Source organism: Geodermatophilus sp. SYSU D01186 (assembly GCF_054050215.1).
In genome coordinates, this window is record NZ_JBJGYW010000008.1 from 53,636 (window position 1) to 75,747 (window position 22,112).

The 22,112-nt window shown below is 75.3% G+C and carries 24 protein-coding genes and 1 tRNA gene; 10 read left to right on the forward strand and 15 right to left on the reverse strand.

Annotated elements, in window-relative coordinates; genetic code table 11:
* Nucleotides 1-155 precede the first annotated feature (155 nt).
* A tRNA-Lys gene (locus ACI784_RS08160) sits at nt 156-231 on the forward strand.
* Nucleotides 232-287: 56 nt separating this feature from the next.
* On the opposite strand, the gene ACI784_RS08165 is transcribed toward ACI784_RS08160, so the two are convergent.
* From ACI784_RS08165 to ACI784_RS08180, 4 genes are all read right to left on the reverse strand, one after another.
* Nucleotides 288-2,135 carry a potassium channel family protein gene (locus ACI784_RS08165; protein WP_456923087.1) on the reverse strand — a complete coding sequence of 616 codons (1,848 nt, stop codon included), beginning with the start codon at nt 2,133-2,135 and terminating at the stop codon, nt 288-290.
* A gap of 12 nt (nt 2,136-2,147) precedes the next feature.
* Nucleotides 2,148-2,534: a DUF6394 family protein gene (locus ACI784_RS08170; protein ID WP_456923088.1), complete on the reverse strand. Its 387-nt coding sequence runs from the start codon at nt 2,532-2,534 to the stop codon at nt 2,148-2,150.
* Nucleotides 2,535-2,591: 57 nt separating this feature from the next.
* Nucleotides 2,592-3,218: a TetR/AcrR family transcriptional regulator gene (locus tag ACI784_RS08175; RefSeq protein ID WP_456923089.1), complete on the reverse strand. Its 627-nt coding sequence runs from the start codon at nt 3,216-3,218 to the stop codon at nt 2,592-2,594.
* Between the two features lie 409 nt (nt 3,219-3,627).
* Complete coding sequence (locus ACI784_RS08180) at nt 3,628-4,236, reverse strand: hypothetical protein (RefSeq protein WP_457013096.1); 609 nt, start codon at nt 4,234-4,236, stop codon at nt 3,628-3,630.
* A gap of 145 nt (nt 4,237-4,381) precedes the next feature.
* Between ACI784_RS08180 and ACI784_RS08185 the strand changes: the two genes are divergently transcribed.
* The 5 genes from ACI784_RS08185 to ACI784_RS08205 all read left to right on the forward strand — a co-directional run bounded on the left by ACI784_RS08185 (nt 4,382) and on the right by ACI784_RS08205 (nt 8,241).
* Nucleotides 4,382-4,738, forward strand: coding sequence for a hypothetical protein (locus ACI784_RS08185; protein WP_457013097.1), 357 nt, complete (start codon nt 4,382-4,384; stop codon nt 4,736-4,738).
* Between the two features lie 51 nt (nt 4,739-4,789).
* Nucleotides 4,790-5,854 (forward strand): NAD(P)-binding domain-containing protein, encoded by a 1,065-nt coding sequence (locus tag ACI784_RS08190; RefSeq protein ID WP_457013098.1) that lies wholly within the window; start codon nt 4,790-4,792, stop codon nt 5,852-5,854.
* Nucleotides 5,855-6,076: 222 nt separating this feature from the next.
* On the forward strand, nt 6,077-6,994 hold the full coding sequence (locus tag ACI784_RS08195) for an ABC transporter ATP-binding protein (protein ID WP_457013099.1): 918 nt from the start codon (nt 6,077-6,079) through the stop codon (nt 6,992-6,994).
* Complete coding sequence (locus ACI784_RS08200; protein WP_457013100.1) at nt 6,991-7,803, forward strand: ABC transporter permease subunit; 813 nt, start codon at nt 6,991-6,993, stop codon at nt 7,801-7,803. The genes ACI784_RS08195 and ACI784_RS08200 overlap by 4 nt, the downstream gene beginning before the upstream one ends.
* A 96-nt stretch (nt 7,804-7,899) precedes the next feature.
* Nucleotides 7,900-8,241, forward strand: a complete 342-nt coding sequence (locus tag ACI784_RS08205; protein ID WP_456923097.1) for a hypothetical protein — start codon at nt 7,900-7,902, stop codon at nt 8,239-8,241.
* A 3-nt stretch (nt 8,242-8,244) separates the two neighbouring features.
* Here the strand turns inward: ACI784_RS08205 and ACI784_RS08210 are convergent, their stop codons facing one another.
* The gene (locus ACI784_RS08210) at nt 8,245-8,685 is read right to left on the reverse strand and encodes a nuclear transport factor 2 family protein (RefSeq protein WP_456923098.1); all 441 of its coding nucleotides are present in this window, start codon (nt 8,683-8,685) and stop codon (nt 8,245-8,247) included.
* A gap of 51 nt (nt 8,686-8,736) precedes the next feature.
* The gene (locus ACI784_RS08215) at nt 8,737-9,885 is read right to left on the reverse strand and encodes an MFS transporter (protein ID WP_457013101.1); all 1,149 of its coding nucleotides are present in this window, start codon (nt 9,883-9,885) and stop codon (nt 8,737-8,739) included.
* Nucleotides 9,886-9,972: 87 nt separating this feature from the next.
* Here ACI784_RS08215 and ACI784_RS08220 point away from each other — a divergent pair, with 87 nt between their 5' ends.
* Both ACI784_RS08220 and ACI784_RS08225 read left to right on the forward strand, forming a co-directional pair.
* Nucleotides 9,973-10,512 (forward strand): DUF488 domain-containing protein, encoded by a 540-nt coding sequence (locus ACI784_RS08220; RefSeq protein ID WP_457013102.1) that lies wholly within the window; start codon nt 9,973-9,975, stop codon nt 10,510-10,512.
* The gene (locus tag ACI784_RS08225) at nt 10,509-11,153 is read left to right on the forward strand and encodes a nitroreductase family protein (protein WP_457013103.1); all 645 of its coding nucleotides are present in this window, start codon (nt 10,509-10,511) and stop codon (nt 11,151-11,153) included. The genes ACI784_RS08220 and ACI784_RS08225 overlap by 4 nt, the downstream gene beginning before the upstream one ends.
* Before the next feature lie 44 nt (nt 11,154-11,197).
* On the opposite strand, the gene pruA is transcribed toward ACI784_RS08225, so the two are convergent.
* Both pruA and ACI784_RS08235 read right to left on the reverse strand, forming a co-directional pair.
* Entirely contained in the window at nt 11,198-12,823 is a 1,626-nt protein-coding gene (gene pruA, locus ACI784_RS08230) for an L-glutamate gamma-semialdehyde dehydrogenase (RefSeq protein ID WP_457013104.1), read from the reverse strand.
* A gap of 52 nt (nt 12,824-12,875) precedes the next feature.
* Nucleotides 12,876-13,811, reverse strand: coding sequence for a proline dehydrogenase family protein (locus ACI784_RS08235; protein ID WP_457013105.1), 936 nt, complete (start codon nt 13,809-13,811; stop codon nt 12,876-12,878).
* A 157-nt stretch (nt 13,812-13,968) separates the two neighbouring features.
* Between ACI784_RS08235 and ACI784_RS08240 the strand changes: the two genes are divergently transcribed.
* Together ACI784_RS08240 and ACI784_RS08245 are read left to right on the forward strand one after the other, a co-directional pair.
* Nucleotides 13,969-14,574 carry a biliverdin-producing heme oxygenase gene (locus ACI784_RS08240; RefSeq protein ID WP_457013106.1) on the forward strand — a complete coding sequence of 202 codons (606 nt, stop codon included), beginning with the start codon at nt 13,969-13,971 and terminating at the stop codon, nt 14,572-14,574.
* Complete coding sequence (locus tag ACI784_RS08245) at nt 14,571-16,880, forward strand: SpoIIE family protein phosphatase (RefSeq protein WP_457013107.1); 2,310 nt, start codon at nt 14,571-14,573, stop codon at nt 16,878-16,880. The genes ACI784_RS08240 and ACI784_RS08245 overlap by 4 nt, the downstream gene beginning before the upstream one ends.
* On the opposite strand, the gene ACI784_RS08250 is transcribed toward ACI784_RS08245, so the two are convergent.
* From ACI784_RS08250 to paaC, 7 genes are all read right to left on the reverse strand, one after another.
* Nucleotides 16,877-17,161, reverse strand: coding sequence for a hypothetical protein (locus ACI784_RS08250; RefSeq protein ID WP_456923107.1), 285 nt, complete (start codon nt 17,159-17,161; stop codon nt 16,877-16,879). The genes ACI784_RS08245 and ACI784_RS08250 overlap by 4 nt on opposite strands.
* A gap of 29 nt (nt 17,162-17,190) precedes the next feature.
* Nucleotides 17,191-17,970 (reverse strand): SDR family NAD(P)-dependent oxidoreductase, encoded by a 780-nt coding sequence (locus ACI784_RS08255; RefSeq protein WP_456923108.1) that lies wholly within the window; start codon nt 17,968-17,970, stop codon nt 17,191-17,193.
* Between the two features lie 77 nt (nt 17,971-18,047).
* On the reverse strand, nt 18,048-18,863 hold the full coding sequence (locus ACI784_RS08260) for a polysaccharide deacetylase family protein (protein ID WP_457013108.1): 816 nt from the start codon (nt 18,861-18,863) through the stop codon (nt 18,048-18,050).
* 91 nt (nt 18,864-18,954) lie between these two features.
* Nucleotides 18,955-19,497 carry an isopentenyl-diphosphate Delta-isomerase gene (gene idi / locus ACI784_RS08265; protein ID WP_457013109.1) on the reverse strand — a complete coding sequence of 181 codons (543 nt, stop codon included), beginning with the start codon at nt 19,495-19,497 and terminating at the stop codon, nt 18,955-18,957.
* 57 nt (nt 19,498-19,554) lie between these two features.
* Entirely contained in the window at nt 19,555-20,631 is a 1,077-nt protein-coding gene (gene paaE, locus ACI784_RS08270) for a 1,2-phenylacetyl-CoA epoxidase subunit PaaE (protein ID WP_456923111.1), read from the reverse strand.
* On the reverse strand, nt 20,631-21,131 hold the full coding sequence (paaD, locus tag ACI784_RS08275) for a 1,2-phenylacetyl-CoA epoxidase subunit PaaD (protein WP_456923112.1): 501 nt from the start codon (nt 21,129-21,131) through the stop codon (nt 20,631-20,633). The genes paaE and paaD overlap by 1 nt, the downstream gene beginning before the upstream one ends.
* A gap of 5 nt (nt 21,132-21,136) precedes the next feature.
* Nucleotides 21,137-22,048: a 1,2-phenylacetyl-CoA epoxidase subunit PaaC gene (gene paaC / locus ACI784_RS08280; protein ID WP_457013110.1), complete on the reverse strand. Its 912-nt coding sequence runs from the start codon at nt 22,046-22,048 to the stop codon at nt 21,137-21,139.
* Between the last annotated feature and the right edge of the window lie 64 nt (nt 22,049-22,112).

Consider the following 22,112-nt stretch of genomic DNA (forward strand, 5'->3'; position numbering starts at 1 on the left):
GGGTGGCCGTCCCCGCGCCGGCCACCGGCGCCAGCACTCCAGTGTCCACGGAAGATCCGGAACGCGGTCGGACGCCGCGCCTGCGGACCACCCCGCCGGGACCCGGACGGCGCGTGTATCGTTCTCCCTCGTTGCGCGGTGCAGCCGCGGGACACGCGCCATTAGCTCAATTGGCAGAGCAGCTGACTCTTAATCAGCGGGTTCGGGGTTCGAGTCCCTGATGGCGCACCACACGACGCGGCCCCCTCCTCCGGGAGGGGGCCGCGTCGTCGTTCGGGGCCGGTCGGCTACGCCCCCGTCCGGGTCGGTGGCCGGCCCGCAGGGGCCCTGGGTGCCTCGGCCGGGGTGCGGCTGATCTTGCGCCACACCCAGCCGGAGGGCACCCGGCGTCCGGTGATCACGTACTCCAGCACGGAGTCGACCAGCAGGATCCTGCCCAGCGCCCGGCGCGCGGCGCCCCAGCCGGCCAGCAGCAGCTCGTCGCCGGCGCGCAGCACCAGGTCGTCGTCCGGCGCGAGCAGCGCCTCCTCGCCGCGGAGGACGAGGAGCACCATCGCGTGCAGCGGCTCGTCCCGGTTCTCCGGGTTGCGCAGCAGGTCGCCCAGCCGGACCTCCCCCGCCGAGAGCCACCGCCGCAGCGCCGGCGCCTCCTGCGAGGTCAGCCGCACCTTCCACAGCGCCTGCAGCTCCGAGCCGCAGAGGTCGGTGAGCCGGTCCACCTGCTCGGCGGCCCAGGCGTCACCCCGGGCGGGCATCTCCCGGATGAACCGCCACAGCAGCGGGGTGGACAGCTGCGCGTAGACCTCGTGCGCGATCACCTCGGTGGGCACCAGCCGCGCGTCCAGCTCCATGGCCGCGAACAGCGGCGCGCTCTCGGGCCGGTTCTGGCGGGCCGCGACGAACAGCCCCCGGTTGACGCGCCGGGCCGCCGCCACCAGTGAGAGGTTGGCGGTGTCGTTGTCCGTGCCGGCGACGAACCCGACCGCCCGCGCCAGGTCGGCCTGCTCGAGCACCTCCGGCTCGGAACCCTCGCCCACGATGATGTCGGCGTCCTCCGGACCGGTCGGGTTGGGCTCGATGACGGTGACCTCGATCCCCTCCGCCCGCAGGTCGGCGGTGAGCTCCCGGCCGAGCCGGCCGTACCCGCACACCACCCAGCGCCCGGACCGCGGCGGCGTCCCGCGTTCGGGCAGCGGCGCCCCGGGCCCGCTCTCCAGCCAGGTGAGCAGCTGGTAGGACGCCGGCGCGCTGAGCGCCAGGCGCAGGTGGTCGCCGAACCGGTCGAAGGGGTCGACCACGCTGGGGGTGCCGAACGCCCGCATGCGGTCGGCCATCGCCTCCGAGGTGGCGCGGGCGATGACCGGCAGGTCCGGCCGCAGCAGGGCGGCGGCCATGACCACGGTGAGGTTGGTCTCCTCGTCGTCGGTGAGCGCGACCACCGCCGCGCAGCACGCGTGGTCCAGGCCGGCGACGCCCAGGTGCCCGGGGTCGCGGGCGTCGGCGGCCAGCGCCGGGACGTCGGCGTGCAGCGGGGCGAGCTCCAGGTCGTCGATCCGCTCGGAGGAGACGTCCAGGACGACGAACCGGAGGCCGAGCGCGTCGATCGAGCGCCCGAGCAGCTCACCGGCGCGCCCGTACCCGGCGATCAACAGGAACGGCTCACGCAGCCGGGCCACCTTGCGGGTGAAGTGCTGCAGGGCCAGCGCCGAGCGGAACGCGCGGTCCTGCACGAGCGCCAGCAACGAGCCGATGGCGTAGGCCCAGCCGATCACCGCGAGGTAGATCGAGATGGTCACCCACATGCGCTGGTTGTAGGTGAACGGGTGCGGGATCTCGCCGAACCCGATCGTCGTGGCCGTGTAGCTCATGACGTAGAAGGCGTCGAAGAAGCCCATCCGGTACGGCTCGCCGTCGGCGTCCTGCCCCGGGATGAGGGTGAGCCCGAGCACGCTGACGGCGAAGATGCCGATGAGCACGATGAGCGGCACGCGCATGCGCCGCATGACCAGGAAGATCGTCTCCGAGGCCTCGACCGCCGAGGTGGCGGCGACCCGGAGGCTGCTGCGGCGCACGCGCCGGTCCTGGTCCTCCCGGCCGAAGATGGTGCGCCAGAAGGCGAGCAGGGGGTTGCCCACGACGACCTCCCGTCACCCGCGGTGGAAGGACACCGTCTCCACGACGAGCAGGACGACGGAGACGACGTTGGCCAGCAGGGCGCCACCGGACAGCGAGACCACGCTGGCCGTCCAGGACGGGGTCATGCCGGCTGACGAGACGTACTCGGCGTAGCCGAACATCAGCGTGGCGCCGATCAACTGCAGGTCGGCGACCAGGCTGGTGGCGAGGTGCACCGCCCCGATCTGGGTGCGGTCGCCGAACTTCAGCACGGTGGCGATGAGGTTGACGACCACCGCGGCGAACAGCTCGTAGGGGTTGTGCAGCGCGGGGTCGTCGATGTCGCCGATGAAGAAGCCGAAGTTGAGGGTGGCCGCGAGCACGACGAAGAAGCCGAAGACGACCTTCTCCAGGTTCACCCGGCCTCCCGTCTCGTGGCCCTGCCCGCTGCCCCGAACCGGCGGTCCCGAAACGCCTCACCGCCGTCGCAGCAGCGGCATCATCGCCTCGTCGACCAGCTCCGTCACGACCCCGGCGTCCAGCGGCCGCCCGGTGACCAGCCACCGGACGAGGAGGACGGCGGGTCCCACCTCCGCCGCGCAGGACGCCGCGGCCGCCGCGGTGATCTCGCCGCGGCACACCGCCCGCTCGAGGACGCCGGCCAGCGCCTGCGACCAGGCGGCCAGCGGACCCCTCCGGGAGGCCTCCGCCAGCACCGGGTCGCCGACGACCGCGCCGAACAGGCTGCGGGTCGCCCGGCCGGTCGGCCCGTCCATCAGGTCGAGGGTGGTGGTGAGCAGCGTCACGAGGTCGTCGCGCAGGTTGCCCGTGTCGGGCAGCGGCAGCGCGTCCTCCACGGCGACGTCGAGGACGCCGAGGAGCAGGTCGGCCTTGCTCGACCACCGCCGGTAGATGGTGGCCTTGCCCACGCCGGCCGCCATCGCGACGGCGTCCATGGTCAGCCCGGCGTAGCCCTCGCGGGCCAGTACGTCGAGAACGGCGGCGGCGATCGCCTGGTCCCGCGCGGGGTCCAGCCGACGCCGGCTGGTGCGGGTCCGCGCCGGTGCGCCCTCCGAACGGCGGAATCCCTCACCCACAGTCACCGACTGAACGTATCCCGTATCCTTCGGTAGCGCAGAGTGGCGGAACGACACAGCCTGCAATACGCGCTCCGGTGGAACCCCGGAACCCGGGAGACGCGGCGGGGCCGGCCGCGGTGTCCCGCGACCGGCCCCGTGCGTTCCCCCTCGACCGGTTCCGCCGTTCCCCCCGCGGCGTCTCCGGCCACTCCGGCGGCGGCGTTCCCCCACGCCGTCGCCGGTCGTCCTCCCGGTGCTCCCGTCCCCCGGCGGGAGCCCCGGTCCTGCTGCCGGCGGCGGCGTTCCCCCGCGCCGTCGCCGGTCGTCCTCCCGGTGCTCCCGTTCCCCCCGGGAGCACCGGTCGTGCCGGCCGGCGGCTCCGTCCCCCCGTGCGATGGAGACGCCGGCTGTCATCAGGCCCCGCAGGGCCGGCTCATCGCGCGGTGCCGCCGCGCTGCGTGGTGCTGAAGGTGAAGTCCAGGTCGCTGGTCGCGCCGGCCACCATGTCGGCGGTGGTCGTCGCCGGCAGCGTCGCGGTCAGCAGCAGGTGGTCCACCCCGCCCGGCGCCAGGCTGGCCGCCCCGGCGAAGGACGCGTCGGCCACGATCGGGCCCGAGTAGAACCGCGTCGTCTCGCCGTCGCAGCTCCACCCGCCGTCGTCGTGCGTCCACGACTGCGAGCAGGAGTCCACCGCCAGCTGCAGGCCGTTGACCTCGTCGCTGTCCAGCGCGCTGGAGCTCGTGGTGACCGAGGCCATCCGCATCTCGTCGAGGGCGACCGAGCCGGCGTTGACCAGGTCGATCGCCGAGCTCTCGGAGTCACCGGCCAGGAAGCTGCCGTGGTCGAACAGCGACAGCGTCGCGGCGTCCGCGGCCTTGGTCAGCTCGATGGAGAGCACCCCGGTGTCCAGCTGGGTGACCACGGGCGTGGTGCTGTCGGTGAAGGTGCCGAAGGTGCCCAGGCCCGCGACCGCTGCGGCGGCGCCGACCACGGCGATCGACGCGGCGATCCGGCCCTTGGTACGGGAGGTTGCGGCGGTCACGGGGTGTTCCTCTCGGTGCGGGTCGCCGCCGGTGTTCCGGCGACAGGAGGAACTCTGGCGGCCCGACCGCAGGCCTCCCGCCGGGGAACCGCAAGGGTTCCGCAAGATGCCGAAACCCCGTTGCCCGCCTCCCTACCGTCGGGACGTGACCCCGATCGAGGAGCTGGAGCCGGTCCACCGCTGTGAGGACGGCGAGCTCGTGGGCCACCTGACCACCGCGCGCCGCGAGGACGGCGACGCGTGCGTGGCCCACTCCCTCTTCGGCGCTCCGCTGCAGGAGTTCGCGGACCGCGAGCAGGCCGCCGAGTTCCTGCGCCGCCGCGGTCTGCCGCTGCTGGCCGAGCGCTGGTGGTACCGCCCGGCCGACGGGTCCCCGGAGCGCCCGGTCACCCTGGTCGAGGCGCGGCTGGGCGAGGTCACGGTGCGCTTCGGGTACGACCGGGAATCCGTCACGCTCTCCGGCGCGGAGCTGGCCCGGCTCACCGTCACCCGGCCGGGCTGACCGCGGAAGCAGCCGGGCCCGCTCCCGGTTGTCCCGTACGTGGACAGGGACGTGGAGGTCGTGGTCATCGGCGCCGGGCAGGCAGGGCTGAGCACCGCGTACCACCTGGCGCGGGTCGGCTTCGCGCCCGGCACGGGCTTCGTCGTCCTGGACGCCGACGCCCGTGCCGGTGGCGCGTGGCAGCACCGGTGGCCCTCGCTCACCCTGGCCCGCACCCACCACGTGCACGACCTGCCCGGCCTGGCCTTCCCCGCCGCGGCCGACGACGTCCCGGCCGCCGAGGCGGTGCCTGCCTACTTCGCCGAGTACGAGCGGCGGTTCGGGCTGCCGGTCCAGCGGCCGGTCCGGGTGCGCGCCGTCCGGCGTCTCGGCGACGACCGGTTCCTGGTCCGGACGCCGCAGGGCGACTGGACCGCCCGGGCCGTGGTCAACGCCACGGGCACCTGGACCCGCCCCTTCGTGCCGCGCTACCCCGGGCAGGAGCTGTTCCGCGGCCGCCAGCTGCACCCGGTCGACTACCGCGGCGCCGACGAGTTCGCCGGGCAGTCGGTCGTCGTGGTGGGCGGCGGGGCGTCGGCGGTGCAGCTGCTGGGCGAGATCGCCGAGGTCGCCGACACCACCTGGGTGACGCGGCGCCCGCCGGTCTGGCGCGAGGAGGCGTTCGGTCCCGAGGCCGGGCGCGCGGCGGTCGCGCTGGTGGCCGACGCCGTCCGCGAGGGGCGATCCCCCGGCAGCGTCGTCGGCGTCACCGGGCTCGTGGTCACCCCGTGGGTGCGGGCGGCCCGGGAGCGCGGCGTCCTGGACCGGCTGCCGGTGTTCGACCGGCTGACCGAGGACGGCGTCGCCTGGGACGACGGCCGGTCGGTCCGTGCCGGCGCGATCCTCTGGGCCACGGGCTTCCGTCCGGCGCTCGGCCACCTGGCACCCCTGCACCTGCGCGGACCCGGCGGCGGTATCCGGATGGACGGCACGCACGTCGCCGGGGAGCCGCGGGTGCACCTGGTCGGCTACGGCCCCTCGGCCAGCACCGTCGGCGCCAACCGGGCCGGCCGGGAGGCCGCGGTGACCCTGCGGCGGCTGCTGCACCCGGCCGTGGACCTGCCCCGCACCGCCTGATCCGGGCCGTCGAGATCGCCGGTCTCGCGCACTCCCGGCGGTCCAACCCACCCAGATCGCCGATCTCGCGCACTCCCGGCGGCCAATCGGGCGAGATCGCCGATCTCGCCGCTGGCGACGGGTCCGGGACCGTTCAGGGTCGGTCCAGGGCGATCCCGGATGTCCCCCGGCGCCCGAAGCCGACAGCCTCGACGGCATGACCTCTCCCGCCCCGGTGATCGCATGATCACCGCGCACCGGCTCACCAAGACCTACGGCACCCGGACCGCCGTCGACGGCGTCAGCTTCACCGTCGAGCCCGGCAGGGTGACCGGCTTCCTCGGCCCCAACGGCGCCGGCAAGTCGACGACGATGCGGATGGTCCTGGGCCTGGACCGGCCCACCTCCGGCAGCGTCACCGTCAACGGCCGCCGCTACGCCACCGCCCCCGCCCCGCTGCGCGAGGTGGGCGCGCTGCTCGAGGCGCGGTCCCTGCACCCCGGCCGCTCGGCCCGCGACCACCTGCGCTGGCTGGCCGCGAGCAACGGCATCCCGCGCGCCCGCGTCGACGAGGTGCTCGACCTCGTGGGGCTGACCGCGGTCGCCGAGCAGCGGGTGGGCCGGTTCTCCCTCGGCATGGGCCAGCGCCTGGGCATCGCCGCGGCGCTGCTGGGCGACCCGCCGGTCGTCGTCCTCGACGAGCCGGTCAACGGGCTGGACCCGGAGGGCATCCGGTGGGTGCGCACCCTGGCCCGCGACCTGGCCGCGGAGGGCCGCACCGTGTTCGTCTCCAGCCACCTCATGGCGGAGATGGCCCAGACCGCCGACCACCTGCTGGTGATCGGCCGCGGCCGGGTGCTGGCCGACTGCTCGACGGCCGACTTCATCGCCGAGCACGCCGCCTCCTACGTGCGGGTGCGCAGCCCCCAGCACGACGAGGCCGCCACCGTGCTGCGGCGGCACGGCCTCGACGTCGCCGCGCACGGGAACGAGCTGCGCGTGCAGGGGCTCGACGCCCCGGGGGTCGGCGAGCTCGTCGGCCGCGCCGGGCTGCTGCTGCACGAGCTCACCCTCGTGCGCTCCTCGCTGGAGGACGCCTTCATGACCCTGACCGCCGACAGCGTCGAGTACGCCGCGACCCCCGCCGGAGCACAGCGATGACCGCCGTGGGCACCCACGCCTGGACCCGCACCGAGACCCCCGCCCCCGGGTTCGACGCGGCCGTCCGCGCCGAGTGGATCAAGTTCTGGACGGTGCGGTCGACCATCTGGTCGGTCGTGGCGATGTTCGTCCTCGGCGCCGGGCTGACCACGCTGGTCTGCGCGCTGGCCGCCGAGGACCTCGCCGCGGGGGACACCGGTGAGCCGGCCGGCGCCTTCGTCACCTGGGGGATGATGTTCGCCCAGGTCACCGCCATCCTGCTGGGCACGCTGGCGGTCACCGGCGAGTACGGCACCGGCATGATCCGGGCCACCCTCGCCGCGACCCCGCGCCGCGGCACGGTGCTCGCCGCCAAGGCCGTCGTCCTCACCGGCACTCTGTTCGTCGCCGGCACGCTGACCGCCCTGGCCGGCTACCTCGCGGGCAACTGGTTCCTCGATCGGGAGGGCATCGGCCTCGCGCTGACCGACGACGGGGTGCTGCGCGCCCTGGTCGGCAGCGGCCTCTACATGGCCGGCCTCGGGCTGCTCGCCGCCGCGGTCGGTCTGCTGGTCCGGCACACCGCCGCGGCGCTGTCGATCGTGCTGGGGCTGGTGTTCGTGGTCGGCAACATGGTGATGCTGCTGCCCGACGCCTGGGGCGAGTGGGCCACCAAGCTCATGCCCGGCAACGCCGGTGGCCGGATCGCCACCCCGGAGTCGTTCAACCCGATGCTGCTCGACCCGTGGGCCGGCTTCGCGGTCTTCGCCGCCGAGGTCGCCGTCCTCCTCGCGATCGCGGCGACGACGTTCTCGCGCCGCGACGCGTAGTCCCCCGTTGCCGGCGTTCCTCGTGCACCGCGGGTCCTGGAGGCACCGCAGGGCGCGGGGAACGCCGGCAGTGCGGGTGCAGGACAATGGCTCCCCGTGACTGACGCACACGGCACCGGCCGGCGCACCGCCGACGAACTGCTCCGCCTGCTCACCGAGGACGACGCAGCCGCGGCCGAGGAGCTGCTGGCCGGCGTCCCGACCATCCGTGAGCTGGTCTTCGTCGGCGCCGGCCTCACGTCGGTCGCCCGCGCCGAGGGCCGTCGCCTGCCCCCGGCGCAGCGGGCCCAGGCCAGCACCCGGCAGCTGCGGCTCGGCCAGCTCCGCGACGCCCACCGCGACGACCCGGAGGGGCTGCGCCGCTGGCTGCTGCGGGCCGCCGAGGAGGTCGTGCTCATCCGGTCACAGCAGGCGGTCGCCGACGGCCTCGCCGGCTGACGCTCAGCCGAGCGGCTCCACCCACGCGGCCCGCCAGGCCGGGGCCTCGACCGGCTGGGCGTAGTAGCGGGTGTCGCGCAGGATCCGGCCGTCGTCGTCGAGCTCCAGTGTCAGGACGACGTGCCAGACGTCGCCGGCCCCGTAGTCGTTGACGCCCTCGACGACCCACACCCGGCCGGCTCCGACGACCCGCCGCAACCGGATGCGCGGCGGGGCCGGGAACGCCTCCTGCATGGCCCGCATGGCGTCGCGGCCGCGGATGCGCTCGCCGGACTGCGGCATCTCCATGACGTAGTCCGGGTGCCGCACCCGGTACTCGTCCTCGGCCGACAGCGCGCCGCCCGACGAGAGGCCGAGCAGCCGTTCCAGCCCGGCCCGCATCGCCTGCGCGTCGTCGCCGGCCACCGCGCGGCGGAACAGCTCGAGCACCTCGGCCTCGCCCATGCCGGTCTCCTACACCCGTCCCCGGCCGGCCGACAGGGTCGCCGGCCCCGGTCAGCGCCGGGTGGCGACCAGCGCGACCGGCAGCGTGGCGACCAGCGCCACCGAGACGACGACGTAGGTCCACGGCAGCCCGAGCCCGGTCGCGACCACCCCGAGCGCCAGCGCTCCGGCGGCGGTGCCGACGTCGAACGAGGCGTTCCACATGGCGCTGGCCGCTGTCGCCCCGCCCTCCCCGGCCCGGGCGAACGCGGTCACCAGGGTGAGGTTCTGCACCGCCCCGAACCCGGCGCCGAACACCCCCGCCCCGACGAGGACCACCGCGTCGCCGGCGACCAGCCCCAGCGCCACGACGGCCAGCCCGGCGGCGCAGAGGAGCAGTCCCAGCGGCATCAGCAACCGGGGGCCCAGCCGGTCGGCCAGCAACCCCGCCCGCCAGCGGGTGATCGCGCCGGTGATGCCGAAGACGAGCAGCGCCGCCGTCGCCACCGCCCCCTCGGGACGCTCGATCGGCAGGAACGTCACCAGCCCGCCGCCGGCGAGGGTGACCACGAGCAGGACTCCCGACGGGGCGAGCGCGGCCAGCGCCGCCGCGCGGGAGGACCGCCCGGCCGTCGCCTCCAGGCGCACCGACCGGGCCAGCAGCGGCACCAGCGGCAGCGCCAGCACCGGGGAGGCCGCCAGCCACGCCAGCCAGGCGACGTGCCCGTCGAGGACCAGCGCCACCCCGGCGGGGACGGCGACCAGGTTGGGCACCGCGATGGCCAGGCCGTACAGCCCGATGGACTCCCCGCGCCGCTCCACCGGGGCCACCTGGGCGGCGAGCGTCGCCCCCAGCACCGTCAGGACGCCGAAGCCGGCGCCGCGCACCACCGAGATCGCCGACAGCCAGGCCAGCCCGTCGTCCAGCACGTACAGCGGGGACGGCGCACCGAGGGCCACCAGGCCGGCGGCGAGGACCGGGCCGATGCCGAACCGCTCGGTCAGCGCCGGCACGACCGACTGCACGGCGATCGTGACGACCAGGAAGACCGCGGTGACCACGCCAGCGGTCCCGGCGCCGGCACCCCCGGTGACCGCGTACGTCGGAAGTGACGCCAGCGTCAGGCAGTAGCTGGCGAACCCCAGCGCCGTCGCACCGATCAGCGCCCGCATCGCGGGCAGCCGCCACAGCGACGTCCGCACCTCCGCCGTCCCCGCCACGCCGCTCCCCTCGCTCCGGGCCCCGTCGCCCGGCCGACCAGCATGACCGGCGCGGGAGGGCGGCCGCCCGCCGGGTAGGGAGCGCCCGTGCTGCTGACCGTGGGCCACGGCCGGGACGACCGCACCCGCCTGGGCGCGCGGCTGGCCGGGGCGGGCGTGGACCTCGTCGTCGACGTCCGCCGGTTCCCGGGCAGCCGCACCCACCCCGACGTGCGGCGCGAGGCGCTGGAGGAGTGGCTGCCCGCGGCCGGGATCGGCTACCGGTGGGAGGAGCGCCTCGGTGGCCGGCGCCGGCTGCCGCCCGGCGAGCCGGTCGCCGACGACTGGTGGACCGTCGCGCAGTTCGCCGCCTACGCCGCGCACACCCGGACGGCGGGGTTCGGCGCCGCCCTGGACGCGGTGCTGGCCGAGGCCCGCGCGGCCACCGTCGCGGTGATGTGCAGCGAGAGCGTGTGGTGGCGCTGCCACCGGCGGCTGGTCGCCGACGTCGCCGTCCTGGCCCGCGGCGTGCCCGTCGACCACCTGATGCCCGACGGCCGGCTGACCCTGCACGCCCCGTCGGCGGGTGCCGTGACCGGTCCCGACGGCCTGGTGCACTGGCCGGCGTCGGGCAGGGTGACCCCATGACGCTGCCGCTGACACCCGACCAGCTGCTCACCACCACCCGCGCCGTGCGCAAGCGGCTGGACCTCACCCGGCCGGTGCCGCTGGAACTGGTCCGCGAGTGCCTGGAGATCGCGTTGCAGGCGCCGTCGGGGTCCAACGTGCAGTCGTGGCAGTGGGTGGTGGTCACCGACGCCGGGCAGCGCAAGGCGATCGGCGAGATCTACCGCCAGCAGGTGGAGCGCTACGCGGAGTCCGGCATCTTCGCGGGCAAGCTGTTCGCCGACCGGCCGGAGCGGTCGCAGGTGCAGCAGCGGGTGGGCGACAGCGCCGTCCACCTGGGCGAGGTCATGGGCCGGGTGCCGGTGCTGCTCGTCCCGTGCATCGCCACCGGGGGGCCGCTGCCCGCGGGCAACCAGGCCGGGCTGTGGGGCTCGCTGCTGCCCGCGGTGTGGAGCTACATGCTGGCCGCCCGCGCCCGCGGGCTGGGCACGGCGTGGACCTCGCTGCACCTGGCGCGGGAGGCCGAGGTCGCCGAGATCCTGGGCCTCCCGGAGGGCGTCCACCAGGCGGCCCTGGTGCCGACGGCCTTCTACACCGGCGAGACCTTCAAGCCCGCCGCGCGCGAGCCGCTGGACAGCGTGCTGCACCTCGACCGCTGGTGAGCGGAGGCTCACGGCGCAGGTTCCCTGCGCCGTGAGCCTCCGCATCACGACATGTGCGGGTAGTGGTGGTCGGTCGGCGGGACGAACGTCTCCTTGATCGAGCGGGTGCTCGTCCAGCGCAGCAGGTTCTGCGCGGCGCCGGCCTTGTCGTTGGTGCCCGAGGCCCGCCCGCCACCGAAGGGCTGCTGGCCGACGACGGCGCCGGTCGGCTTGTCGTTGACGTAGAAGTTGCCCGCGGCGAACCGCAGGAAGCGCTGCGCGTGCGCGATGGCCGCGCGGTCGGAGGCGATGACCGCGCCGGTGAGCGCGTACGGCGCCACCGACTCCATCTGCGTGAGCACCGCGTCGTAGTCGGCGTCGTCGTAGACGTGCACGGCGAGCACCGGCCCGAAGTACTCGGTGGTGAACACCTCGTGTCCGGGGTCGGTGCCCTCGATGATCGTCGGCCGCACGAAGAAGCCCTCGCTGTCGTCGGCCTTGCCACCCGCGACGACGGTCAGCGCGTCGTCGTCGGTCGCCCGGTCCAGGACGCCTGCGAGCTTGGAGAACGACCGCCGGTCGATGACCGCGCCCAGGAAGTTGGACAGGTCGGTGACGTCGCCCATCGGCAGCGCCTCGGTCTCCCCCACCAGGTCGTCGCGCAGCCGCGCCCAGACGCTGCGCGGCACGTAGGCCCGCGACGCCGCCGAGCACTTCTGCCCCTGGTACTCGAAGGCGCCGCGGATCAGTGCGGTGCGCAGCACGTCGACGTCGGCCGAGGCGTGCGCGACGACGAAGTCCTTGCCGCCGGTCTCACCGACGATGCGCGGGTAGCCGCGGTAGCGGTCGATGTTCTGCCCGACGGTCCGCCACAGGTGCTGGAACGTGGCCGTCGAGCCGGTGAAGTGGATGCCGGCCAGGTCGCGGTCGGCCAGCAGCACCTCGGACACCTCGACGCCGTTGCCGGTGACCATCGTGATCACCCCGGGCGGCAGGCCGGCCTCCTCGAGCAGCCGCATGAGGAAGTGCGCGGCGAACTGCTGGGTGGGCGCGGGCTTCCAGACCACGGTGTTGCCCATGAGCGCCGGGGCGGTGGGCAGGTTGCCGGCGATCGCGGTGAAGTTGAACGGGGTGATCGCGTAGACGAAGCCCTCCAGCGGGCGGTGGTCGACCCGGTTCCACACGCCCGGGCTGGAGACCGGCTGCTCGGCCAGGACCTCCCGCCCGAAGTGCACGTTCCACCGCCAGAAGTCGACCAGCTCGCAGGCGCTGTCGATCTCGGCCTGGTAGGCGGTCTTGCTCTGGCCGAGCATGGTCGCCGCGTTGAGGGTCTGCCGCCATGGCCCGGCGAGCAGCTCGGCGGCCCGGAGGAAGACCGCGGCGCGGTCGTCGAAGGAGAGGTCCCGCCACCCGGGCGCGGCCTCCTGCGCGCAGCGCAGCGCCTCCTGCGCGTCGGCGTGCGTGGCGTGCGCGCCGGTCCCGAGGACGGCGGCGTGCCGGTGCGGCTGGACGACGTCGAAGCGCTCACCGCCGCCGAGGCGGTGCGTGCCGCCCAGCGCCATCGTCAGCTCGACCGGCTCGGCGGCCAGCTCGGTGAGCCGCTGCTGCAGGGCCGCCCGCTCGGGCGAGCCGGGGGCGTAGGTGAGCACCGGCTCGTTGCGCGGCGCGGGCACACGGGTGACGGCGTCCATCGGGTCCTCCTGAGGGGACGGCGGCCAAAGTGGCCACTTCGGCTGGGAAGGGTCAGGACGTGGTGGCGAGGGAGCGGAGGAAGAAGCGGAGGTTGGCCGGCCGCTCGGCCAGGCGGCGCATGAAGTAGCCGTACCAGTCGGCGCCATAGGGCACGTAGGCCCGCACGCACACCCCGGCCGCGGCCAGCCGGCGCTGCTCGGCGGTGCGGATGCCGTGGAGCATCTGCACCTCCCACGTCTCCGGCGTCCGGCCGGTCTGCGCCGCCAGCCGCTGGGCGATCGCGATCAGCCGCGGGTCGTGGGTGCCGACCATCGGGTAGCCGGGCCCGCGCAGCAGGACGCCGAGGCAGCGGGCGTAGGCGGCGTCGACCTCGGCCCGGCTCTGGGAGGCGACCGACGGCGGTTCGTCGTAGGCGCCCTTGACCAGCCGCACCCGCGAGCCGGGCACGGCCAGCGCCTGCGCGTCGTCGAGCGTGCGGTGCAGCGCGGCCTGCAGGACCGCGCCGGTGCCCGGGTGGTCGCGGCGCAGCTCGGCGAGCACGGTCAGGGTGGAGTCGACGGTGGCCGACTCCTCCATGTCGAGGGTGACCGTGGTGCCGATCGCGCCGGCGGCCTCGGCCACCGGGCGGACCAGCTCCAGCGCCAGGTCGGTGCCGCCGCCCGGCAGCGCCTGCCCGAACGCCGACAGCTTCACCGACACCTCCGCCCGCCGGCCCAGGCCCAGCGGGGCCAGCCCGTCGAGCAGGGCGAGGTAGGCGTCGCGGGAGCGCACCGCCTCGGCGCGGTCGGTCACGCCCTCGCCGAGGTGGTCGAGGGTGACCGCGATGCCCTCGCCGGTCAGCCGGCGGACGACGGCCAGCGCGTCGTCCAGCGTCTCGCCGGCGACGAACCGGTCGACCACCCGCCGGGTCGCGGCGGTGCCGGTGACCAGCCGGCGCAGTTCGGGCCGCCGCGAGGCGCCGAGCAGGAGTGCCTTCTGCGAGAGCACGGACCACCTCCGGCACCGGCGACGTCGACACACCCGACGCTAGGCAGCTCCCGCCCTTCCCACCAGCGACAGCGGTACGGCCGGCCTCGTCGTCGCGCGCCCCCGAGGGCGTGCGTGGCCTACCCTCGGGTGGCCAGCCGGTGTGGGAGGAGAGGCGTTGCCTCGAGATGCGGGGCGCGCCGACGTCCTCACGACGTTGCGGTCGGCGACGTCCGCCGAGCACGAGCAGGTGGAGGCCACCCTCGCGCTGATGGACCCGGAGCTGCGCCGCGACCGCCTGGTCGCCGTGCTCGCCCGGCTGCACGCGTTCTGGTCGGCGGCGGAGACGGGGCTGGACGCGTGGGCCCGCCGCGAGCCGGCCGACGCCGCGACCGTCGACTGGTCCCGCCGCCGCCGCGCGCACCTGTTCGCCGACGACCTGGCGGCACTCGGCGCGGCGCCGGAGCCGGGCCCCGACCCCGAGCTGGAGGAGGTCGGGGACACCGACCAGGCGCTGGGCCGGCTCTACGTGCTCGAGGGCTCCACGCTCGGCGGCACCTTCATCTCCCGGCACCTGGCCACGCTGCCCACCCTCGGCCCCGACGCGCGGGTGGGCGCCTTCTCCCCCTACGGCACCGAGACCGGCGCCATGTGGCACGCCTACCGGCGGGTGACCCGCGAGCGGGTGGCCGCCGGGGGCGACGCCGACCGGCTCGTGGGGGCAGCGGTCACCACCTTCGGCGCGCTGGCCGGCTGGGTGGCCCCGCTCGGGACGCCGTCGTGACCGACGGGCCCGGCCTGGAGCTGCTCCCGCCGGGCACGCCGGTGGACCTCTCCAACTGCGAGCGCGAGCCCATCCACGTGCCGGGCAGCATCCAGCCGCGCGGCGTGCTGCTGGCCGTGACCGAGCCTGACCTCGTCGTGGTGCAGGTGTCGGAGAACCTGGCGGACCTGGTCGGCGTCGAGCCGGCCGACGCCCTCGGCCGGCGGCTGCCCGACGTCCTCGGCGTCGTCGCCGCCGAGGCCGTCGCCCGCTCGGCCAGCGCCTTCGGCGACCTGCGCGAGCGCAACCCGGTCGAGGTGACCCTGGACGTCGACGGCGGTCCGGTGCCCGTCGACGCGCTGCTGCACCGGGCCGTGGCCGGCACCGGGGTGGAGGGGACGCCCCCGGCGCCCACCCTCGTCGTGGAGCTCGAGCCGGCCCACGGGCCGCGGCCGTTCTCCTTCCCGAACACCTACCAGGCGGTACGCGGGACGGTCGGCGAGCTCAACCGGGCCTCGTCGCTGCAGGAGCTCTACGACATCACCGCGCGGGCGGTCCGGCAGCTCACCGGCTTCGACCGGGTGATGGTCTACCGCTACGACGCCGACCACAACGGCGAGGTCGTCGCCGAGGCAGCGGCGCCGGGGCTCAACTCCTTCCTCGGCCTGCACTACCCGGCCTCCGACATCCCGGCCCAGGCCCGCGCCCTGTACGAGAAGAACTGGATCCGGCTGATCTCCGACGTCGACTACGTGCCGGCCCGGCTGCGGCCGGTGGCGCTCCCGTCGACCGGGCAGCCGCTCGACCTGACCTACTCGGCGCTGCGCAGCGTCTCCCCGATCCACGTCGAGTACCTGCAGAACATGGGCGTGCGGGCGTCGATGTCCATCTCGCTGCTGCGCGACGACCGGTTGTGGGGCCTCATCGCCTGCCACCACTACACCGGCCCGCACGCCCCGCCCCACGCCACCCGGGCAGCCGCGGAGTTCCTCGGCTCGACGCTGTCGCTGCGGCTGGTCGACCGGGCCGAGGAGGACGAGGTGCACCGCGCGCTGCGGGTGCGCTCCACCCTCGCCTGGCTGACCGCGGCGGCCCTCGACGAGGACCGCCCGCTGGCCGAGACCCTGCTGGGCTCCCCCAGCCTGCTCGACCTGCTGCCGGCCGACGGCGTCGTGGTGTGCCTGCAGCGGCACAGCGGCACCCGCGGCGCACCCCTGCCGGAGGGCGTGGCGGAGGCGATCGCCGCCTGGGCCGCCGCGCAGGGCGAGGACGTCGTGGCCACCGCCTCCCTGCCGCTGGACGCACCGGGCGTCCCGGCCGGCCCGGCCTGCGGGGTGCTGGTGCTCCCGCTCCCGGAGGGCCAGTACGTGCTCTGGCACCGCGCCGAGGCGGTGCGCACCGTCGACTGGGGCGGGGACCCGCACAACAAGGCGATCGCCGCCCGCGAGGGCGACGAGGTCCGGCTCAGCCCCCGCAAGAGCTTCGACCGGTGGCGGGAGACGGTGCGCGACCGCTCCGAGCCGTGGACGGCGCACGAGCTCGCCGAGGTGACCGAGCTGCGCACCCACCTGCTCGAGGCGCTCTACGCGCGCTCGCGCAGCATCGTGCGCGCCGCGGAGACGCTGCAGCGCAGCCTGCTCACCGAGCCGCCGCGGCGGGTCGACCGGGAGATCGCGGTGCGCTACGTGCCGGCCGCCCGCGAGGCGCAGGTGGGCGGCGACTGGTACGACGTGTTCGACCAGCCCGACGGCTCGACGGTGCTGGTCATCGGCGACGTGGTCGGCCACGACACCGCCGCGGCCGCCGACATGGGGCAGCTGCGCGGGGTCCTGCGGGGCATCGCCTTCGACAACGCCGAGGGGCCGGCCGCCGTCCTCCGCCGGCTGGACGGCGCGATCGACGGGCTGGGGCTGCGCGCCCTGGCGACGGTGCTCGTCGGCCGGCTGGTGCCCGACCCGGCGACCGGCGGCGCGCGGCTGCGCTGGGCCAGCGCCGGACACCTGCCGCCGCTCGTGGCCGGCCCCGACGGCACGGTCCGGACCCTGTCGGCCCCGTGGGCGGGGCTGCTGCTGGGTGTGGACACCGGCGCCGTCCGCAGCGAGCAGGAGGAGGTGCTCGACGCCGGCTCGACGCTGCTGCTCTACACCGACGGGCTGGTCGAGCGCCGCGACCAGGTCTTCGACGAGGGCGTGGAGCGGCTGGGCGCCGAGCTCGCGCGGGTGCGGGAGCGGCCGGTCGAGGAGGTCTGCGACGAGGTCCTCGACCGGCTGCTCGCCGACGGCGCGGAGGACGACGTCGCGCTGGTCGCCGTCCGGCTGCGCTCCTAGCCCTGGTCCTCCGGCGGGGCGGCGAACCGGGCGCTGAGCCCGTCGCCCTGGTCGCCACCCTCGGCCGGCAGCGGCGCCTCGTCCTCGGCCGCCCGCACCTCGGCGGTCGTGTCCTCCGGGGCGGCGCTCCCGGTGCGGGCGTCGCGCTCGAGGGCGGCCAGGAGCCGCTCCTCGTCCGGGGCCAGGTCACCGGGGCCGAGGTGACCACCGGGCTCCCCGGCGTCCGAGCCGGAGGCCATCGCGGTGTCGGGGGTCGGGTCCTCGGGGTCGGTCGCGCTCATGCCGCGCCTCCTCTTGCCGGTCACGGGGATCAACGGGGGAAGTTGGGCTCGAGTCGCGGCACGATCTGCATCTCCGGCACGAACGCCGCCGGGTGCAGCGTGACGAGGTAGCGCACCATCTCGGCCACGGCCGACGGCGGCATCATCAGGTGGGACGGGATGCCCCACTGCTCCATCATCGGGGTGTCCATGGCGGCCGGGATGACCGCCTGCACCCGGCACGGGAACGGCCGCTCGGTGCCGTCCTCGGCCGTGACCGCCTTCTCGCGCAGCTCGCGCTGGATGCACTTCGTCGCGTTGAGGAAGCCGGCCTTGGAGCCGTTGTAGGCGATCGCGCCGCTGCCGGAGGTGATCGCCGACAGCGACACGATGTGGACGACGTCCGCGGTGCGGCCCTCCGGCAGGTGCTGCACCCGCTTCATGAACTCGCTGGTCAGGAACACCGGGCCCTCGCAGTTGACCGCCTGCACCCGCTGGTAGTCGGCGAGGTCGATGTCGGTGACGTACCCGGGCCGGTCGATGCCCGCGACGTTGACCAGGACGTCGAAGGCGTCGCCGTGGGCGTCGAACAGTCGGGCGACGACCTCGCGGCGGCTGGCGTCGTCGGTGACGTCGAGCGGGACCACCTCGGCCGAGCCCCCCACCTCGGCGACGATCTTGGCGGTCGCCTCGCTGCCGGCCGCGTCGATGTCGGCGATGGCGACGTGCGCACCGGCCTCGGCCAGGGCGACGCAGGTGGCCCTCCCCAGCCCGCTCGCACCCCCGGTGACCAGTGCGACCCGCCCCGCCAACGTCCCGCTGTCGACCATCCGCTCCTCCGTCCACCGACCGTGCCTGTCGGCGACCACCCTTCCCGACAACGGCGGGCGGCGCAGGTCGGCGGTGGTCAGGTGCAGGACGCGCTCCCCGAGGTGGCGTCCACGCGGGCCAGGCCGCTGGGCCAGACGTCGTCGAGGGTGACCGTCTGCAGGCCGCGCTCGGCGAGGAGGGCCAGCAACCGGTCGTAGACGGCGGTGACGGCCGGCCGGTTGGCGTGGCCGACGACGATCGACTGCGCGGTGAACCACCGGTCGGCCGCCGCCACGAGCTCGTCGGGCGTCACCAGCCGGTTGTCCTCGAGGGTGCCGTCCCACAGCACCACCGTCGGGTGGCCGGCCTCGGCGGCGATGCGGTCGGTGCGCTCGTCGTGCGCTCCGTAGGGCGGCCGGAGGAACGGCGTCCGGACGCCGAAGGTGGTCAGCAGCCACTCGCGGTTGCGGCCGATCTCCTCGGCGACCTCGTCGTCGGAGACGGCCGTCAGGTCGGGGTGGGACCACGTGTGGTTGCCCAGCGCCACCTGGCCCGAGTCGATCAGCGGCTGCAGCCGGTCGCCGTTCTCCTCCCACGAGCGACAGCTGCCGTTGGGGAAGAAGGTGAGCCGGACACCGGTCTCGGCGGCGAACGTGCAGAAGGCGGCGACCACCTCCGAGTTCGTGCCGTCGTCGATGGTCAGGGCGATCGACGCACCCTCGCCGGGCAGGGACGACACCGGGCCGACCGGCGGTTCGGGGAGCCGCACCCGGGGGACGGGCTCGGCGGCCGGGACCGGGACGGTGGCCGCCCGGGCGACGACGTCCGGAGCGGCGAGGTCGAGGGCGCCGCGGCCCAGCGCCGTCCCGGCGAGGCCGGCTGCGAGGACGAGCAGAAACCGTCGGCGTTCCACGCGGCGGACGCTAGGAGCGGGGTGGCGTGGCGCACCGCAACGACACGGGCGTGGAGAGTGGCCGACACTGCCCGTGGTGCTGCCCTCACGGTCAGCTCAGGGGGGCGAGCCCGGCGTCCTCGATGAGCCGGGCCTGCTCGCGGCACCAGGGCGACCAGGCGTCGCCCTCGGTCTCCTGCCGGTGGCGGAACGCCGCCCAGTCCAGCAGCTCCCAGTCGCCGACCTCGGCCGGGTCGGGCGCGGGGGTGCCGGTGAAGCGGCCCAGGTAGACCGGGCAGACCTCGTTCTCGACGACGCCGCGGAACTCGGCGCGGTAGCGGTAACCCGGCAGCGCCTCCCGCAACTCGCCGACCCGCAGGCCGAGTTCGAAGTCGGCGCGGCGGGCGATGGCGGCGGCGTCGTCCTCCCCGGGGCCGGGGTGGCCGCAGACGGTGTTGGTCCACATGCCGGGGAAGGTCTGCTTGCCCTCGGCGCGGCGGGTGACCAGCAGCCGGCCGGCGTCGTCGAACAGGTAGGCGGAGAAGGCGCGGTGCAGCGGGGTCTCCCCGTGGTGCACCAGCGGCTTGGGCATGGTGCCGATCGCCGTCCCGTCGTCGTCGACCAGGACGATGAGCTCCTGCGCGGGTGCCGTCACTCCCCCATCGTCCCGGATCGGCCCGACCGGCGCCGCCGACCGTGACCGCCCCGGGTGTCAGGCGTCGAAGTCGACGGTCACCGTCTCCGACACCGGCAGCGACTGGCAGGTGAGCACGTAGCCCGCCTCGACCTCGCCGGGCTCGAGGGCGTAGTTGCGGCGCATGTGCACCTCGCCGTCGGTGACCCGCGCCCGGCAGGTGCCGCACACGCCGCCCTTGCAGGCGAAGGGCAGGTCGCCGCGGACCCGCTGGGCGGCGTCGAGCACCGGCACGTCGCGGGGCAGCGCCATCGTCGTCGAGCGGCCGTCCAGCACGACCGTGACCTCGCAGCTGGGGCCGGCGACGGTCTCGTCGTCCCCCCGCACCGGCTGCGGCGGGACGTCGTCGACGTAGAACAGCTCCTGGTGCACCCGCTCCGCCGGGACGCCGAGCTCGGCCAGCAGCGCGCGGGCGTCGGTGACCATCCCGTGCGGGCCGCACAGCCACCAGTGGTCGACGTGCGGGACGTCGACCAGCCGCTCGACGAGGGTGCGCAGCCGCGGTCCGTCGAGCCGGCCGCTGGTGAGCTCGGCGTCCCGCGGCTCCCGGGAGAGCACGTGCACCAGCTGGAGGCGGGGGCCGTGGCGGTCCTTCAGGTCGGCGAGCTCGTCGGCGAACATCACCGTGTTGGTGCGCCGGTTGCCGTAGAAGACGGTCACGGTCGACTCGCCGTCCCGCAGCACGGTGGCGGCCAGCGACAGCGCCGGGGTGATGCCGGAGCCGGCGACGACGAAGACGTGGTCGCCGGGCACGGACAGGTCGGCGGTGAACGTGCCCGAGGGTGGCAGCACCTCGATCTCGTCGCCGGGCCGCACCGAGTGCACCAGCCAGGAGGAGAAGAAGCCGCCGGGCACCTCGCGGACGCCGACCCGCGGGGCGGCCCCCATCGGCGCGCAGATCGAGTAGGACCGCCGCTCGTCGCGGTCGCCCTCGACGCGCCGCAGGGTCAGCGCCTGGCCGGGCTCGAAGGCGTAGTCCGCGGCCAGCTCGGGGGGGACGGCGAAGGTGACCGCGACCGCGTCGTCGGTCAGCCGCTCGACCCGCGCCACCTCGAGCCGGTGGAACTGCGGGCGCCGTCGGGTGCTCGCCGTCACTAGATCTCCTTCACGTGCTCGAACGGCTCGCGGCACGAGCGGCACCGGCGCAGCGCCTTGCACGCGGTGGCGCTGAACTCGCTGAGCTCCTCGGTGTCGGCCGACCCGCACAGCGGGCAGGACGCCGTCCGCCGGGACGGTCCCAGCTGCAGCGGCACCGGGCCGGGCTCGCGGCGCGGCGCCGGACCGGGCGGGGCGATGCCGGCCTCGATGAGCTTGCGGCGGCCGTCGGGGGTGATCCAGTCGGTGCTCCACGGCGGCGCGAGCACCGTGCGGACGTCGACGTCGGGGAAGCCGGCCTCGTGCAGGGCGCGCAGCAGGTCGGCCCGCATCGTGCCCATCGCCGGGCAGCCGGTGTAGGTGGGGGTGATCTCCACGACCACGATCCCCTCCTCCACGCGGACGTCGCGCAGCACGCCGAGGTCGGAGAGCGTGAGCATCGGCAGCTCGGGGTCGGTGACGGTGTCGGCCACGGCACGGGGCTCGGTTGTGGTGGTCATCACACTCACCATGTCGCCGCCGGGTGCGCTCGCGCCAGTCCTTGCAGCTCGGCGAGCAGGTCGGCGAGCTCCGGCCCGTGCTCCCCGGCCCGCCCGCGGGGCGGGGTGTCGGCCGGCCAGGCGGGCGCGGACAGGGTCGCCCGGTCCAGCACCTCGAGCAGCACCGACCGCACCTCGGCGCGCAGCTCCCCCGGGTCGACGGCCACCCCCGCGGCGGCCAGGCGGGTCTCGACGTCGGTCGCGGTGAACAGCTCGGCCAGCAGCGGCCACACCGCGGTGACGCCGTCCTGGGCCCGGCGGTGCGACTCCGCCGTCCCGTCGCCGAGCCGCAGCAGCCAGCGCGCGGCGTGGTCGCGGTGGTAGGCCAGCTCGTTGACGCCCTTGGCGGCGATCGCGGCCAGCACGGGGTCCCGGGAGTCGCGCAGCCGGGCGAACAGGGCGAGCCGGACGCTCGCGGCGACGAACAGCCGGACGACGGTCTGCGCGAAGTCCCCGTTGGGCGCCTCGACCAGGCCGGTGTTGCGGAACTCGTCGGGATCGCGGAAGTAGGCCAGCGCGTCCTCGTCGGGGATCGACGCCGTGGCGTGCCCGCGGGAGCGGCCGAGGACGCCGACCGACCCGGCGCGGGCCAGCAGCAGCCGCGCCTGGCCGAGCAGGTCGAGCGCGACGTTCGCGAGCGCGACCTCCTCCTCCAGCTCGGGCGCGCGGGTGGTCCACTGGATCAGCCGCTGGGCGAGCACGAGCGCGTCGTCGCCCAGCATCAGGCAGTAGACGCCGAGGTCGGCCGGGTCGACGCCGTCGGGGACGGTGGTGTCCACCCCGGCCAGCGGGTCGTCGAAGCCGGTGCCGAACACCCAGTGCGCCTCGTCCCCAGGCGCGTGCTCGAGCGCCTCGTACACCGTCTCCTCGTGCACCACGTCGGAACGCTCCTTGCCTCGTGACGGGTGGATGGAAGGCCCCCTGCAGGGTCCCGCCGCGAGC

Excerpts from the sequence above, each read along its gene's own strand:
- ACI784_RS08195 (WP_457013099.1), top strand. The coding sequence starts at position 6,077 with ATGATCACCGCGCACCGGCTCACCAAGACCTACGGCACCCGGACCGCC.
- ACI784_RS08200 (WP_457013100.1), top strand. The coding sequence starts at position 6,991 with ATGACCGCCGTGGGCACCCACGCCTGGACCCGCACCGAGACCCCCGCC.
- ACI784_RS08210 (WP_456923098.1), bottom strand. The coding sequence starts at position 8,685 with ATGGGCGAGGCCGAGGTGCTCGAGCTGTTCCGCCGCGCGGTGGCCGGC.
- ACI784_RS08225 (WP_457013103.1), top strand. The coding sequence starts at position 10,509 with ATGACGCTGCCGCTGACACCCGACCAGCTGCTCACCACCACCCGCGCC.
- pruA (WP_457013104.1), bottom strand. The coding sequence starts at position 12,823 with ATGGACGCCGTCACCCGTGTGCCCGCGCCGCGCAACGAGCCGGTGCTC.
- ACI784_RS08250 (WP_456923107.1), bottom strand. The coding sequence starts at position 17,161 with ATGAGCGCGACCGACCCCGAGGACCCGACCCCCGACACCGCGATGGCC.
- ACI784_RS08255 (WP_456923108.1), bottom strand. The coding sequence starts at position 17,970 with ATGGTCGACAGCGGGACGTTGGCGGGGCGGGTCGCACTGGTCACCGGG.
- paaD (WP_456923112.1), bottom strand. The coding sequence starts at position 21,131 with ATGACCACCACAACCGAGCCCCGTGCCGTGGCCGACACCGTCACCGAC.